The organism is Achromobacter xylosoxidans A8 (assembly GCF_000165835.1).
Lineage (GTDB): Bacteria > Pseudomonadota > Gammaproteobacteria > Burkholderiales > Burkholderiaceae_B > Achromobacter > Achromobacter xylosoxidans_B.
Genome location: NC_014640.1, coordinates 2,009,406 through 2,024,204 on the forward strand (window position 1 = coordinate 2,009,406; position 14,799 = coordinate 2,024,204).

At 65.0% G+C, this 14,799-nt stretch carries 16 protein-coding genes; 11 read left to right on the forward strand and 5 right to left on the reverse strand.

Features of this window, described 5'->3' with window-relative positions; all coding sequences use genetic code 11:
• Positions 1–35: 35 nt before the first annotated feature.
• Complete coding sequence (locus tag AXYL_RS09385) at positions 36–434, reverse strand: cupin domain-containing protein (protein WP_013392556.1); 399 nt, start codon at positions 432–434, stop codon at positions 36–38.
• A gap of 174 nt (positions 435–608) precedes the next feature.
• Here AXYL_RS09385 and AXYL_RS09390 point away from each other — a divergent pair, with 174 nt between their 5' ends.
• The 7 genes from AXYL_RS09390 (at position 609) to AXYL_RS09420 (ending at position 6,083) form a co-directional block, all read left to right on the forward strand.
• Positions 609–1,388, forward strand: coding sequence for an SDR family NAD(P)-dependent oxidoreductase (locus AXYL_RS09390; protein WP_013392557.1), 780 nt, complete (start codon positions 609–611; stop codon positions 1,386–1,388).
• A 10-nt stretch (positions 1,389–1,398) separates the two neighbouring features.
• On the forward strand, positions 1,399–2,160 hold the full coding sequence (locus AXYL_RS09395; protein ID WP_013392558.1) for an ABC transporter ATP-binding protein: 762 nt from the start codon (positions 1,399–1,401) through the stop codon (positions 2,158–2,160).
• A 1-nt stretch (position 2,161) separates the two neighbouring features.
• Positions 2,162–2,854 (forward strand): ABC transporter ATP-binding protein, encoded by a 693-nt coding sequence (locus tag AXYL_RS09400; protein ID WP_013392559.1) that lies wholly within the window; start codon positions 2,162–2,164, stop codon positions 2,852–2,854.
• Positions 2,855–2,867: 13 nt separating this feature from the next.
• A complete protein-coding gene (locus AXYL_RS09405; protein ID WP_013392560.1) occupies positions 2,868–4,745 on the forward strand; it encodes an ABC transporter permease in 1,878 nt (625 codons plus the stop codon).
• Positions 4,745–5,047 carry a Dabb family protein gene (locus AXYL_RS09410; protein WP_013392561.1) on the forward strand — a complete coding sequence of 101 codons (303 nt, stop codon included), beginning with the start codon at positions 4,745–4,747 and terminating at the stop codon, positions 5,045–5,047. The genes AXYL_RS09405 and AXYL_RS09410 overlap by 1 nt, the downstream gene beginning before the upstream one ends.
• A 166-nt stretch (positions 5,048–5,213) precedes the next feature.
• The gene (locus AXYL_RS09415) at positions 5,214–5,909 is read left to right on the forward strand and encodes a fumarylacetoacetate hydrolase family protein (RefSeq protein ID WP_013392562.1); all 696 of its coding nucleotides are present in this window, start codon (positions 5,214–5,216) and stop codon (positions 5,907–5,909) included.
• A gap of 42 nt (positions 5,910–5,951) precedes the next feature.
• Positions 5,952–6,083, forward strand: coding sequence for an entericidin A/B family lipoprotein (locus AXYL_RS09420; protein WP_013392563.1), 132 nt, complete (start codon positions 5,952–5,954; stop codon positions 6,081–6,083).
• Between the two features lie 67 nt (positions 6,084–6,150).
• Here AXYL_RS09420 and AXYL_RS09425 read toward each other — a convergent pair whose 3' ends face one another.
• The 3 genes from AXYL_RS09425 to AXYL_RS09435 form a co-directional block, all read right to left on the reverse strand.
• Positions 6,151–7,851: a PhoH family protein gene (locus AXYL_RS09425; protein ID WP_013392564.1), complete on the reverse strand. Its 1,701-nt coding sequence runs from the start codon at positions 7,849–7,851 to the stop codon at positions 6,151–6,153.
• A gap of 63 nt (positions 7,852–7,914) precedes the next feature.
• Positions 7,915–8,379, reverse strand: coding sequence for a peroxiredoxin (locus tag AXYL_RS09430; RefSeq protein WP_013392565.1), 465 nt, complete (start codon positions 8,377–8,379; stop codon positions 7,915–7,917).
• A complete protein-coding gene (locus tag AXYL_RS09435) occupies positions 8,376–8,837 on the reverse strand; it encodes an Mth938-like domain-containing protein (protein WP_013392566.1) in 462 nt (153 codons plus the stop codon). The genes AXYL_RS09430 and AXYL_RS09435 overlap by 4 nt, the downstream gene beginning before the upstream one ends.
• 366 nt (positions 8,838–9,203) lie before the next feature.
• On the opposite strand from AXYL_RS09435, the gene alaC reads away from it, so the two are divergent.
• From alaC to AXYL_RS09455, 4 genes are all read left to right on the forward strand, one after another.
• Positions 9,204–10,391 (forward strand): alanine transaminase, encoded by a 1,188-nt coding sequence (gene alaC, locus AXYL_RS09440; RefSeq protein WP_008164319.1) that lies wholly within the window; start codon positions 9,204–9,206, stop codon positions 10,389–10,391.
• 180 nt (positions 10,392–10,571) lie between these two features.
• Positions 10,572–11,876, forward strand: coding sequence for a homoserine dehydrogenase (locus tag AXYL_RS09445; protein WP_013392567.1), 1,305 nt, complete (start codon positions 10,572–10,574; stop codon positions 11,874–11,876).
• A complete protein-coding gene (gene thrC / locus AXYL_RS09450) occupies positions 11,873–13,282 on the forward strand; it encodes a threonine synthase (protein ID WP_013392568.1) in 1,410 nt (469 codons plus the stop codon). The genes AXYL_RS09445 and thrC overlap by 4 nt, the downstream gene beginning before the upstream one ends.
• A gap of 179 nt (positions 13,283–13,461) precedes the next feature.
• A complete protein-coding gene (locus AXYL_RS09455) occupies positions 13,462–13,683 on the forward strand; it encodes a YgdI/YgdR family lipoprotein (protein WP_013392569.1) in 222 nt (73 codons plus the stop codon).
• Between the two features lie 86 nt (positions 13,684–13,769).
• On the opposite strand, the gene AXYL_RS09460 is transcribed toward AXYL_RS09455, so the two are convergent.
• On the reverse strand, positions 13,770–14,792 hold the full coding sequence (locus tag AXYL_RS09460; RefSeq protein ID WP_013392570.1) for a class 1 fructose-bisphosphatase: 1,023 nt from the start codon (positions 14,790–14,792) through the stop codon (positions 13,770–13,772).
• Between the last annotated feature and the right edge of the window lie 7 nt (positions 14,793–14,799).

The window sequence follows — 14,799 nt, forward strand, 5'->3', positions numbered from 1 at the left end:
TGCCGGACGGTCGCGCCGGGTCTTCTTGTAGGGGCCTATTCCAGCGTCTGGCCGGCGTAGGCGTCGATGAACATATTGGGTTTCAGGAAGAAGCTCAGCACCAGGGCGCCGTTGGGTGCGCGCGCCACATGCTGGTTGCCGCGCGGGCGCCACACATAGTCGCCGGCGCAGACTTCGCCTTCGGCGTCGACGATCGAACCTTCCAGCACGAAGGTTTGTTCGACCTCCACGTGCTCGTGCAAAGGCAGTTCGGTGCCCGGCTGCCAACGGAACAGGGCGGTCAGGAGGCCGGTCTCCTTGTCCTGCATCAGCACCTTCATGTCTATGCCTTCCACCTGCGTCGGCTTCCATGGCAAATCAGCAACCTTGAGGAAGCGTGAAGCCAGGGGCGGCAAGGCGTTGGCTGCGGGGCAGCCGGGAGTTTCCAGGGCCATGATGTCTCCTACCAGAACTCTTTATGAGAGATAAAGAAAAAATCTTGTTATTGAGTGTTTAAAAATAGTCGCGTATATTGAGATTTATGTCAATCGTGTTTTCGCCTGACGAAAGCATGCAGCGACACAGGCCGGGCCAAGAAATCCGGCACATATAAGACCAAGGAGACAAGCTTGAAACACGACTATCTGGACCGCACGTTCGGTCTGGCGGGGCGCGTCGCGCTGGTGACCGGCGCAGCACGGGGACTGGGTTACGCCATCGCGCGGGCCCTGGGTCAGGCGGGCGCCCAGGTGGTAATCAACGATCTGTCGGGCGACGCTTGCGCCGCCGCCTGCGAGCGCCTGGCGGCCGAGGGCATCAAGGCCCATGGCGCGCCTTTCGACGTGGCCGACGAAAAGGCGGTGGCCGATGCCGTCGCACAGCTGGAGATCGCTGGGCTGGCGATCGACGTGCTGGTCAGCAGTGCCGGCAACCAGAACCGCAAGCCGGTGGTGGAAATGAGTTCCGCCGAATGGCAGGCCCTGCAGAACGTGCACGTCAACGGCGCCTTCCATTGCGCGCGGGCGGTGCTGCCCGGCATGGGCAAGCGCGGCTTTGGCCGCATCGTGCTGATGTCGTCCGTGGCGGGGCAGGCCACCATGCCCAACATTGCCGCCTATGCCACCGCCAAGGGCGCGATCGCGGCCTTCGCCCGCGCGCTGGCGGTCGAATACGGCGCCAGCGGCATCACCTGCAACGCGCTGGCGCCCGGCTTCGTGCGCACCGATTTCACGCAGGGGCTGCAGGACAATCCGCAGTTCCAGTCCTTCCTGGCCACGGCGGTGCCCGCTGGCCGTTGGGCGGCGCCGGAAGACATCGCGCCGGCCGTGGTCTACCTGGCCTCGCCGGGCGCTTCGTTCGTCAACGGACACGTCCTGGCGATCGACGGCGGCCTGCTGGCCCGCATGTAGGAGCGCGCCCATGAACACCCCAGCGGTCCTGTCCGCGCAGGGATTGATCAAGCGCTTCGGCGGCTTCAACGCCGTCGACGGCGTCTCCTTGTCCCTGCGTGAAGGCTCCATCCATGCCTTGATCGGCCCCAACGGCGCAGGCAAGACCACCTGCTTCAACCTGCTGACCAAGTTCCTCACGCCCGACGCGGGCGTCATCCACTACCGCGGCCGCGACATCACGGCGCAGGCGCCCGAGCAGATCGCGCGCCTGGGCATCGTCCGCTCGTTCCAGATATCGGCGGTGTTTCTGGGCCTGACTGCGCTGCAGAACATGCGCGTGGCGCTGATGCGCCAGCACGGCGACGGCTGGCGCTTCTGGCGCAGCCGCAGCAGCATCGACCGCCTGAACGGCCGCGCCATGGAGCTGCTGGACGCCGTCGGCCTGAGCGGCCTGGCGGATACCACGGCGGCCTTGCTGCCTTATGGCCGCAAGCGCGCGCTGGAGATCGCGATGACCCTGGCGCTGGAACCGGAAATCATGCTGCTGGACGAACCCATGGCGGGCCTGGGCCAGGAAGACGTGACCCGCATCGCCGCGCTGATCCGGCGCGCGTCGGCCAACCGCAGCATCCTGATGGTCGAACACAACCTGTCGGTGGTGGCGGACCTGTCCGACACCATTACGGTGCTGGCGCGCGGTGCGGTGCTGGCCCAGGGCGACTACGCCACCGTGTCCAGCGACGAGCGCGTCATCACCGCATACATGGGCTCGGACGAGGAGGCGCACTGAGATGCTGGAGATCAAGGACCTCAACGCCTGGTATGGCGAATCCCACGTGCTGCACGGTGTGGCCATGGAAGTGCGGCGCGGCGAACTCGTCACCATCCTGGGCCGCAACGGCGCGGGCAAGACCACTACGCTGCGCGCCATCATGGGCATCATGGACAAGCGCCGCGGCTCCATCCGCCTGAACGGCCACGAGACCGTGGGCATGGCGCCGCACCGCATTCCACGCTTGGGCGTGGTGTATTGCCCGGAAGAGCGGGCCGTGTTCCGCAGCCTGGACGTGACCGAAAATCTGATGCTGCCGCCGCGTCTGGCCGACGGCGGCATGTCGCTGGACGAGATCTACACGCTGTTTCCCAACTTGCGCGAGCGCAGCGCCAGCTCCGGCGGCAACCTGTCCGGCGGCGAACAGCAGATGCTGGCGATCGCGCGCATCCTGCGCACGGGCGCCCAGCTGATCCTGCTGGACGAGCCCACCGAGGGCCTGGCGCCAGTCATCGTGCAGCAGATCGGGCAGGCCATCCGCACCTTGAAGGAGCGAGGCTTCACCATCGTGCTGGTCGAGCAGAACTTCCGTTTCGCGACCAAGGTGGCCGACCGCCACTACGTCATGGAGCACGGCTGCGTCGTCGATCAGCTGTCGGCCGAAGAAGCGCGCAACGATCCCGAGCGGATCAAGCGCCGCCTGGGTGTCTGAGGGGAGAATCCACGTGTTCGAAATTTTCGGCGTGCCGTCCACGGCACTATTCGGCCAGCTGCTGCTCGGCCTGATCAACGGCTCGTTCTACGCGCTGCTGTCGATCGGACTGGCGGTGATCTTCGGCCTGTTGAATATCATCAACTTCGCCCATGGCGCGCAGTACACCGCGGGCGCGTTCCTGGCCTGGATGCTGCTGAACTACCTGGGCGTGAATTACTGGGCCGCGCTGGTGCTGGTGCCGCTCATCATGGCCGTGTTCGCCATTGTGGTCGAGCGCCTGCTGATCTCGCGCACCTACCGCATGGACCATCTATATGGCCTGTTGCTGACCTTCGGCATCGCGCTGCTGATCGAAGGCGGCTTGCGCCAGGCCTACGGCGTGTCGGGGCTGCCCTACACCATACCCAAGGCGCTGACCGGCGGCATCAACCTGGGCTTCATGTTCCTGCCCTGGTATCGCGGCTGGGCGGTGGCGGTGTCGCTGGTGCTGTGCCTGGCCGTCTGGGTGCTGATCGAGAAGACCCGCGTGGGCGCCATGCTGCGCGCGGCCACGGAAAACCCGACCGTGGTGCGCTCCTTCGGCATCAACGTGCCGCTGCTCATCACGCTGACCTACGCGCTGGGCGTGGCGCTGGCGTCGGTGGCGGGCGTGATCGCCGCGCCCATCTACCAGGTCAGTCCAATGATGGGCTCCAACCTGGTGGTGGTGGTGTTTGCGGTGGTGGTGATCGGCGGTATGGGCTCCATCATGGGCGCCATCGTCAGCGGCTTCGGCCTGGGCATCATCGAAGGCCTGACCAAGGTGTTCTATCCCGAGGCCGCCAACCTGGCGATCTTCATCATCATGGTGCTGGTGCTGCTGTGCAAGCCCGCCGGCCTGTTCGGCAAACCCCTGCAAGTGCAGAACGTGCTGGCCGCCGAGGCGACGCGCGAGCCGGTGCAGCTGAGCCGCCGCGGCATGCGCGTGGCGATGGCAGCGCTGGCCTTGGCCGCCGTGGCCGCGCCCTGGTTCATCTATCCGACCTTCCTGATGAAGGTACTGTGCTTCGCGCTGTTCGCCGCGGCCTTCAATCTGCTGGTGGGCTATGTGGGCCTGCTGTCGTTCGGCCATGCCGCGTTCTTCGGCGCGGCAGCCTATGCCACCGGCATCGTGATGAAGCTGTTGAGCGCCACGCCCGAGCTCGGCCTGCTGGCCGGGGTGGTGACGGGCGGCTTGCTGGGCCTGGCGTTCGGCGCCATCGCCATCCGCCGCCAGGGAATCTACTTCGCCATGATTACGCTGGCGCTGTCGCAGCTGGTGTACTTCATTGCGGTCCAGGCGGGCTTTACCGGCGGCGAGGACGGCCTGCAGAGCGTGCCGCGCGGCAAGCTGTTCGGCATCTTCGACCTGGAAGGCGTGATGCCCATGTACTACTTCACGCTGGCGGTGTTCGCGCTGGGCTATGCCTTCGTGCTGCGCGTGTTGAATTCGCCCTTCGGCGAAGTGATCCGCTCGGTGCGCGACAACGAACAGCGCGCGCGTTCGCTGGGGTACTCCACGTCGCGCTACAAACTGATGGCCTTCACGCTGTCGGCCTCGGTGGCGGGGCTGGCCGGCGGCCTGAAGGTGCTGGTGTTTGGCGTCGCCTCGCTGACGGACGTGCATTGGCACGCCAACGGCGAAGTGGTGCTGATGGCGCTGCTGGGCGGCATCGGCACGGTGTTCGGCCCGCTGGCCGGCGCCTTCACCTTCGTGTCGCTGCAGAACTACCTGGCGCCGCTGGGCTCATGGGTGCTCATCGTCCAGGGCGCGATCTTCGTCCTCTGCGTCCTCTTGTTCCGCGATGGCATCATGGGTCTGGTCTCGCGGGCCTGGCTGGCGCTTACCCGCAAGAGAAAGGAATTCTGATGTTCTTGCATGTCGTAATGCTGCAACTGTCCAGCGCCGCCGATGCGCGCTTCCATGACCGCGTCCAAGGCTATTGCCAGCGCATCCTGGCCGAGTGCGACGGGGTGGCGGGATACGCCTTCCGGCCCAATCAGGCCAGCCGTTCGGACGGCCTGACCCACGCCGTGGTGGCGGCGTTCGCGGACAGCCCCGCGCATGACCGCTACCAGGTGTCCCCTGCGCACCAGGAAATGAAGGCGTACATGGCCGGTTTCATCGAGCGGCTGGTGGTGTACGACGGGGAAATTCCTACTTTCAGCTGAACGTCCCGGACCGCGCCTTGCCCCCCGGAAAGGGATAAACTCGCGGATGGCTTTTCCCTGTCCGGCCCGCCTCCAGAGGGGCCGCCCGCGGTAGCGGGCGCCTCGCGGGCCTGGCTGTATTCTTCTGCCGGATTCCGGCCACGTATTCTTCATAGGTCGAGTGAACATGGACTACGTATTGCCCCCCCAGCCGCCCGTCGCGGTTCCCGTTGCCGGCAGCGCCGCGCTGTTTCCGGTGCGCCGCGTTTATTGCGTCGGCCGCAACTACGCTGAGCACGCCAAGGAAATGGGCTTCACCGGCCGCGAAGATCCGTTCTTCTTCTGCAAGCCCGCCGATGCCGTGCTGAGCGTGGCCGACGGCGAAACCGGCAAGATGCCGTATCCGCCCAAGACTTCCAATCTGCACTACGAGATGGAACTGGTCGTGGTGCTGGGCAAGGGCGGCCGCGACATTCCGGTGGAGCAGGCCAATGATTGCGTGTGGGGCTATGCGTTGGGCCTGGACATGACCCGCCGCGACCTGCAAGGCGAAATGAAGAAGCAGGGCCGTCCCTGGGAAATCGGCAAGGCCTTCGATCTGTCCGCGCCGCTGGGCCCGATCCATCCGCGCAGCGTCGTCGGCACTCTGGACAAGGGCGCCATCTGGCTGGACGTGAACGGCCAGCGCAAGCAGTCCAGCGACATCTCGCAGATGTTGTGGAACATCCCTGAAAGCATTGCCTACCTGTCCGGCCTGTTCGAACTGCAACCCGGTGACATCATCTTCACCGGCACGCCCGAAGGCGTGGGCGCCGTGCTGCAAGGCGACGTGATCACCGGCGGCGTCGAAGGCCTGGGTGAACTCCGCGTCCAGATCGTTTAAAGTACGCCCCGGATCCGTTTTCACTACTTCAGGAGCGCCAGCATGCGCAGCAAGATCGTGCTGACCGCCTTCGTCGTGTTCGGCTTTGTCCTCGCCGGTTGCAACACCGTCGCGGGCATGGGCAAGGACATGTCAAAGGCTGGCAGTGCCATTACCAATGCCGCCGACAAGTAACCGTCGCCTCCGGCAAAAAAAAAGCCCCTTGAGCGATCAAGGGGCTTTTTCCTTTGGCGGCAAGGGTTTACAACACATCCCCGGCGTAGTCGGCCAGGCGCGAACGCTCGCCGCGCTGCAGTGTGACGTGCCCTGAATGCGGCCAGCCCTTGAAGCGGTCGACCACGAAGGTCAGGCCGGAACTGCCCTCGGTCAGGTAGGGCGTATCGATCTGGGCGATGTTCCCCAGGCAGATCACCTTGGTGCCCGGACCCGCGCGCGTGACCAGCGTCTTCATCTGCTTGGGCGTCAGGTTCTGCGCCTCGTCGATGATCAGGTACTTGTTGAGGAAGGTGCGGCCGCGCATGAAGTTCAGGGACTTGACCTTGATGCGCGAACGGATCAGGTCCATGGTGGCGGCGCGCCCCCAGTCGCCGTTGCCTTCGCCTTCACCCATGTTCAGGACGTCCAGGTTGTCTTCCAGGGCGCCCATCCAGGGCAGCATCTTCTCTTCTTCCGTGCCCGGCAGGAAACCGATGTCTTCGCCGACCGGCACCGTGACGCGGGTCATGATGATTTCGGTGTAGCGCTTGGTTTCCAGCACCTGGGTGATGCCCGCGGCCAGCGCCAGCAGCGTCTTGCCCGTGCCCGCCTGGCCCAGCAGCGACACGAAGTCGCATTCGGGATTCATCAGCAGGTTCATGGCGAAGTTCTGCTCGCGGTTGCGCGCGGTGATGCCCCAGACGTTGTTCTTGCCGTGGGTGTAGTCGCGCAGCGTCGCCAGCACCGCCATCTTGCCGCTGACCTCGCGCACCTGCGCGTACAGGGGCATCTGGCCTTCGAAGTAGACGAACTGGTTGACCACGAACTGCGAGCACAGCGGGCCGTGGATGCGGTAGAAGGTGGTGCCGCCCTGTTGCCAGGATTCCACATCCTTGCCGTGCTTGTTCCAGAAGTCCTCGGGCAACTGCATCACGCCCGAGTACATCAGGTCCGAGTCCTCCATGACGTGATCGTTGAAGTAGTCTTCAGCGGCCATGCCCAGCGCGCGCGCCTTCAGGCGCATGTTGATGTCCTTGGACACCAGCACGACTTCGCGCTGCGGGTACTTTTCCTGCAGCGCCCGGACCACGCCCAGGATCTGGTTGTCGGCCTTGCCCATGGGCAGGTCGGACGGCAGGGTGCTGTGGATCGCGGTCGTCTGGAACATCAGGCGGCCGGTGGCGTCCTTGTTGCCCAGCTTGGTCAGCTCCAGCCCTTCGTCCAGCTGGCTCGCGTCCTGCACCAGCGCGTCCAGCGAACGGCTGACCTGGCGCGCGTTGCGCGCCACTTCCGACATGCCTTTCTTCTGATGGTCCAGCTCTTCGAGCGTCATCATCGGCAGGAAGATGTCGTGCTCTTCGAAGCGGAACAGGGAGCTGGGATCGTGCAGCAACACGTTGGTGTCCAGCACGAACAGCTTGCGTGGTTCGTTCTGGGCGCGGGCTTTCGTGCGCTTGGCGGGCGCCGGCTTGGCGCGGCGCGTTTCGGCGCGCGCGGCGGGAGCGGCTGGCGCCGGCGGCGGCACCTGGCGGGCGGGCGCCGGGATCTGCGCCTTCCGGGCCGGTGCGGCCAGACCTTCGAGTTCGGGCTGGACGAGCAACTCGTCTTCGTCGTCCTCGGCGAGGACTGCCTGGGTACTGGACCGCGCAGCGGCGGTCTTGGTGCTGCGGGCCTGCGCCCGGGCGGATTCGCCCGAGGGGAAGGTCAGGATGGCTGCGGGACGGGTGGGCAACTTCGGAAGCGGCATATTTGTCACTCTCCAGTGTGGGCCGGCTATAGCGCCTGACGGGTAAAACCTGTGCTTACACGGCTAACCGATGCTTTTCGCTGCCTGCAGGACTTCCTTGGCGTGGCCCGGGACCTTCACCCCGCGCCACTCCTGCACCAGCACGCCATAGGCATCGATCAGGAAGGTGCTGCGCTCGATGCCGCGCACCTGCTTGCCGTACATATTCTTTTGCTTGATGACGCCGAACAGATTGCAGACGGTTTCGTCGGCGTCGGAGATGAGAGGGAAAGGAAGTTCGTACTTGGCCTTGAAGTTCTCGTGCGACTTAAGCGAATCGCGCGAGATGCCGATGACGACGGCGCTGGCCGCCAGGAACTCGGCGTTCAGGTCGCGGAAATCCTGGCTTTCGGTGGTGCAGCCAGGGGTATTGTCCTTGGGGTAGAAATACAGGATCACGGCGCGGCCCTGGCACTGCTCCAGGCTGATCGGACCTATGGTGCTTTCAGCGGTGAACAGCGGGGCGGGTTTGCCTATGGTCGGCGTCATTTCTGGGATTCTCCGTTGGGGGGGATGAGGGCCACGACCACGCGCCGGCCCTCCGCCATCAGGATGTTGTAGGTGCGCGAGGCGGCGTGCGTGTCCATGATCTCGACGCCGATGCCGGCCGCCAGCAGGGGGCGCAGCACGTCGGGGCGCAGGAACTGCTGGCGCCCGCCGGTGCCCACCAGCAGCACTTCCGGCGCATTCGCCGGGCGGCTGGGGGCGGCTTCCGGTTCGTCCAGAAAGGCCATGGGGTCGCGGACGGGCTCGGACAATCCGGCCGCCTGGCGCAAGAGAGTGGGGGTGATGTCGGCCGGCGACTCAACGGGCCAGTGGGTCACTTCGCCTTCGGGGCCGAATGCGACCGAGGAGGAAAAACGTACCTGGTTGACCTCGATATAGCCATCACCATAGGCGGTGACGGTATTCAGAGCGGCCGTCGCAGGATCGGTATGCAGCTTCAATAAAAACTCCGGCTATATGGCCCGATAATAGCGCATCAGGATGACGCCATGTTGCAGGGTATCCACGTGTGGGGAAGGGCCCCCACGCCGCACTCGCTGCGCTCGCTTGCTGCCCCCCGAGGGGGCGCGTTTTGCCTTGGGGCGGCCCGGCGGCAAAACGGAGTCCTCACGCCACGCGATTCCTCTCGAGGAACCCCCGAAATCGGCCCCTTTTTTTCCCCATTTGCCGCACAGGCGTCCTTGCGCTAGATTACAGGGTTTTGCTGCACTGCAATCCCATGCCGGCGCAGCGTTTCGGACCCTTTTCCCCTTCGCGCATTCGCGCCCTGGTTTTTTGCCCTTTTATCGCCCCTAAGGATTCCCATCATGAGGAAGTTCTCCCGCATCGAGCGTTTGCCCCCGTACGTTTTCAACATTACCGGCGAGCTCAAGATGGCGGCGCGTAGGCGTGGCGAAGACATCATCGACATGTCGATGGGCAATCCGGACGGCGCGACTCCCAAGCACATCGTCGACAAGATGGTGGAAGCGACGACGCGTCCGACCACGCACGGCTATTCCGTGTCCAAGGGCATCCCGCGCCTGCGCAAGGCGATCTGTGACTGGTACCAGCGCCGCTACGCGGTCGAGTTCGATCCGGATTCCGAAGCCATCGTCACCATCGGCTCCAAGGAAGGCCTGGCCCACTTGATGCTGGCCACGCTGGACCGTGGCGATACCGTGCTGGTGCCCAACCCCAGCTACCCGATTCACATCTACGGCGCGGTCATCGCCGGCGCCAACATCCGTTCCGTGCGCATGACGCCGGGCGTGGACTTCTTCGAGGAACTGGAGCGCGCCGTGCGCGAATCCATCCCGAAGCCCAAGATGATGGTGCTGGGCTTCCCCAGCAACCCGACCGCGCAGTGCGTGGACCTGTCGTTCTTCGAACGCGTGGTGGCGCTGGCCAAGGAACACGACATCCTGGTGGTGCACGACCTGGCCTACGCCGACATCACGTTCGACGGCTACGTGGCGCCGTCCATCATGCAGGTGCCCGGCGCGCGCGATGTCGCCGTCGAGTTCTTCACGATGAGCAAGAGCTACAACATGGCCGGCTGGCGCATCGGCTACATGGTCGGCAACCGCGAGCTGGTCAACGCGCTCGCGCGCATCAAGAGTTATCACGACTACGGCACGTTCACGCCGATCCAGGTGGCGTCCATCGCCGCGCTGGACGGTCCGCAGGACTGCGTGAACGAAATCGTGGCGCAGTATCAAAGCCGCCGCGACGTGCTCGTGCGCGGCTTGCATGAAGCAGGTTGGAATGTGGAAATTCCCAAGGCGTCCATGTACATCTGGGCGCAGATCCCCGAACCCTACAGGGCGATGGGCTCTTTGGAATTTGCCAAGCGCGTCCTGTCGGATGCGAAGGTAGCCGTGTCCCCCGGGATCGGCTTCGGCGAGTATGGCGACGAATACGTGCGCTTCGCCCTGATCGAAAACGAGCAGCGCACCCGGCAAGCGGTGCGAGGCATCAAAGACATGTTCCGCAAGGACGGATTGCTGAAGTAGAGCCCACCCCCGAAGCGCTGCGCGCTTCCCCCTCAAGGGGGCATGCCTGCGGACCAGCGGAGCCGGATCCGCGGCATCCCGATAGGGGGGGCACCGTATCAGGGGGCGCAGCTCTCGTACAGCAGTTATGGAGAACCGAAAATGAATTCCCCTCAACGCCCGCCCGCAGAAGGCGCCGCGATGAAACCCATGAAAGTCGGCCTGCTCGGCCTGGGCGTGGTCGGCGGCGGCACCTGGGCGGTGTTGTCGCGCAACGCGGAAGAGATTGCGCGCCGCGCCGGACGCCGCATCGAAGTGACCCGCGCCGCCGTGCGCGACGTGGCCAAGGCGCGCGCGCGCGTGGGCGACGCGATCCTGGTCGATACCGATGTGCACGCGCTGGTGCGCGACCCTGAAATCGACATCGTCGTCGAACTGATCGGCGGCGACACGCTGGCGCGCGAGCTGGTGCTGGAAGCCATCGCCAACGGCAAGCACGTCGTGACCGCCAACAAGGCGCTGCTGGCCAAGCACGGCAATGAGATCTTCGCCGCCGCCCACGAGCGCGGCGTGATGGTGACCTTCGAAGCCGCCGTCGCCGGCGGCATCCCCATCATCAAGGCGATCCGCGAAGGCCTGACAGCCAACCGCATCCAGTGGGTGGCCGGCATCATCAACGGCACCACCAACTTCATCCTGTCTGAAATGCGCTCGCGCGGCCTGCCGTTCGCCGATGTGCTGGCCGAGGCCCAGCGCCTGGGCTACGCCGAAGCCGATCCCACGTTCGACGTGGAAGGCGTGGACGCGGCCCACAAGCTGACCCTGCTGGCTTCGCTGGCTTTCGGCGTGCCGGTACAGTTCGACCGCGCCTATATCGAAGGCATTTCGCAGCTGGCTGCCGAAGACATCGAGCATGCCGAACGCCTGGGCTACCGCATCAAACTGCTGGGCGTCACCAAGCGCCGTCCGGATGGCATCGAGCTGCGCGTGCATCCGGCGCTGGTGCCGGCCGAACGCCTGCTGGCCAACGTCGAGGGCGCGATGAACGCCGTGCTGGTCAAGGGCGACGCCGTCGGCCCCACGCTGTATTACGGCCAGGGCGCGGGCGAAGAGCCCACCGCCTCGGCCGTGGTGGCCGACCTGGTCGACGTGACCCGCCTGCACACCGCCGACCCGGGCAACCGCGTACCGCACCTGGCTTTCCAGCCGGACGCCATGTCCGACACGCCGATCCTGCCGATCGAGCAGGTCAGCACCTCGTACTACCTGCGCCTGCGCGTGGACGACCAGCCGGGCGTGCTGGCCGACATCGCCCGCATCCTGGCCGACCGCTCCATCTCCATCGGGTCGATGATCCAGCAGCCGTCGCACATCGGCGGCGCCGACATCATCTTCCTGACGCACGAAGCGGTCGAAGGCAACGTCAACCAGGCGATCGAACGCATCGAAGCCCTACCGTTCGTGCGTTCGAAAGTTACGCGCCTACGCGTGGAAAACCTGACATGAAATACATCTCTACCCGCGGCGGCATGGCCGCGATGGAATTCTCGGACATCCTGCTGGAAGGCCTGGCGCCGGATGGCGGCCTGGCGGTGCCGGAGCAACTGCCCCAGGTCTCGGCCGAAACGCTGGAGTCCTGGCGCGGCCTGCCGTATGCCGACCTGGCGTTCGAAGTGCTGTCGCTGTTCGCCACCGACATCCCGGCCGAAGACCTGCGCCGCCTGACGCGCGCGGCCTACACCCAGCAGATCTTCAACAGCGAGGACATCGTCCCGCTGCGTCCGCTGGACGGCGGCCTGTCGCTGCTGGGCCTGTCCGAGGGGCCGACGCTGGCCTTCAAGGACATGGCCATGCAGTTCCTGGGCCAGGTCTTCGAATACGTGCTGGCCAAGCGCGGCACCACCCTGAACATCGTGGGCGCAACCTCCGGCGACACCGGTTCGGCGGCGGAATACGCCTTGCGCGGCAAACAGGGTGTGGCGGTGTTCATGCTGTCGCCGCATGGCCGCATGAGCGCCTTCCAGCGCGCCCAGATGTATTCGCTGCAGGACGAGAACATCCACAACATCGCCGTGCACGGCGTGTTCGACGAAGCCCAGGATATCGTCAAGGCCCTGGCCGGCGATCTGGCGTTCAAGACCAAGTACCGTTTGGGCGCGGTCAACTCCATCAACTGGGCGCGTATCGCCGCCCAGGTGGTGTACTACTTTCACGGCTGGCTGCGCGCCACCAGCAAGGCTGGCGAGCAGGTGTCGTTCGCGGTGCCCTCGGGCAACTTCGGCAACATCCTGTCCGGCCACATTGCGCGCCGCATGGGCCTGCCCATCCGCCGCCTGGTGCTGGCCACGAACGAGAACAACGTGCTGGAAGAGTTTTTCCGCACTGGCGTCTATCGTCCGCGTCCCGCCGAGCAGACCTACGCCACCTCCAGCCCGTCGATGGACATTTCGCGCGCCTCGAACTTCGAGCGCTTCGTGTTCGACCTGGTCGGCCGCGACGCGGCTCGGGTCAAGGAACTGTGGGCCGGCATGGCGCGCGACGGGTCTTTCGACCTGTCCGATCTGAAGCCGCAGTTCGAGGAGCGTTATGGCTTCGTGTCGGGCGCGAGCTCGCACGAAGACCGCCTGGCGACGATCCGTTCGGTCTACGACGAAACCGGCGTGCTGATCGATCCCCACACCGCCGACGGCGTCAAGGTCGCGCGCGACTTCGTCGAACCCGGCGTGCCCATGCTGGTCCTGGAAACCGCCTTGCCGGCGAAGTTCTCGGAAACCATCGAAGAGGCGCTGGGCCGTCCGGCCACGCCGCCGGGCAACCTCGCCGATCTCGAATCCCTGCCGCAACGCGTGGAAATCATGGACTGCGACCAGGCCGCCGTGCGACGCTTCATCGAGGCGAACGCCAAGGTGTAAAGGCCGCTTGCGTCTTGTGTGCGTGTGCAACCCCTCGCAGGCCGGCCTTGCGAGGGGTTTTTTGCGTTCTGGCGGGTCCGCCGGATTACCTTCGCATGCATTTTGACCACAACCGGTCACGAATGAGGGGACAGTGTCCGATACAGTGAAACCACGATTCACTTTCGGAGAACACGCCCATGAAACTGAAGACCATGACGCTTGCCCTGGCCGTGACCGGATTCGGGGTACTGGCCGGATGCTCGTCTCCGTCGGTCATTCAGCAGCGGGACGGCAGCTCGACCGTGACGCCCGATACGCCCAAATACGACAAGGATTCGGGCATGTACGAATATGACAAGGACGGCAAGAAGGTCCAGATCAACAAGGACGACGTGAAGTCCATTGAACAGGTGAAGTGACCGCCGTTCCGGCCATCCTTCAAAGACAAAGCCCCGGCCGCACAAGGCGCCGGGGCTTTTTTCATGGGCGCGGAGCGCCTGCGGAATTACTGCTTGGCAGCCTCTTCGGCGTGATAGCGGCCGACGCGGTCGACTTCGTTCTTCGAGCCCAGGATCACGCTGACGCGCTGGTGCAGCTTGTCGGGCTGGATCGCCATGATGCGCTGCTCGCCGTTGATCGCGGCGCCGCCGGCCTGTTCGACCAGGAAGCTCATGGGGTTGGCTTCGTACATCAGACGCAGCTTGCCGGCCTTGCCGGGCTCACGGGCATCCCAGGGGTACATGAAGATGCCGCCGCGGGTCAGGATGCGATGCACGTCCGCCACCATGGAGGCGATCCAGCGCATGTTGTAGTCCTTGCCCAGCGGACCGGTGGTGCCGGCCAGGCAGTCGTCGACGTAGCGCTTGACCGGGGCGGCCCAGTGGCGCATGTTCGACATGTTGATGGCGAACTCCTTGGTGTCTTCCGGCACGCGGATGTTCTCGTGCGTCAGCACCCACGAGCCCATTTCGCGATCCAGCGTGAAGCCCACCACGCCATTGCCGATGGTCAGCACCAGCATGGTCTGCGGACCGTAGACGGCATAGCCGGCCACGACCTGCTTGTCGCCCGGCTGCAGGAAGTCCTGTTCGCACACGGGCGCGCCCGATACGTTGTGCGGCGCATGCAGCACCGAGAAGATGGTGCCGATGGAGACGTTGACGTCGATGTTCGAGGAGCCATCCAGGGGATCGAACAGCAGCAGGTATTCGCCCTTGGGATAGCGGTTCGGAATCAGATGGATGGTTTCCATCTCTTCGGAGGCCATGGCCGCCAGGTGGCCGCCCCATTCATTGGCTTCCAGCAGGATCTCGTTGGACAGCACGTCCAGCTTCTTCTGCACTTCGCCCTGGACGTTCTCGCTTTCCAGGCTGCCGAGGACGCCGCCGAGCGCCCCTTTGCTCACCGCATGGCTGATGGCCTTGCAGGCGCGCGCGACCACTTCGATGAGCAGCCGCACTTCCGGCGCGAGGGCTTGGGCGGAGCGCTGTTGCTCCACCAGGTATTGGGTCAGTGTTTTGCGTTTCAAAGGAACC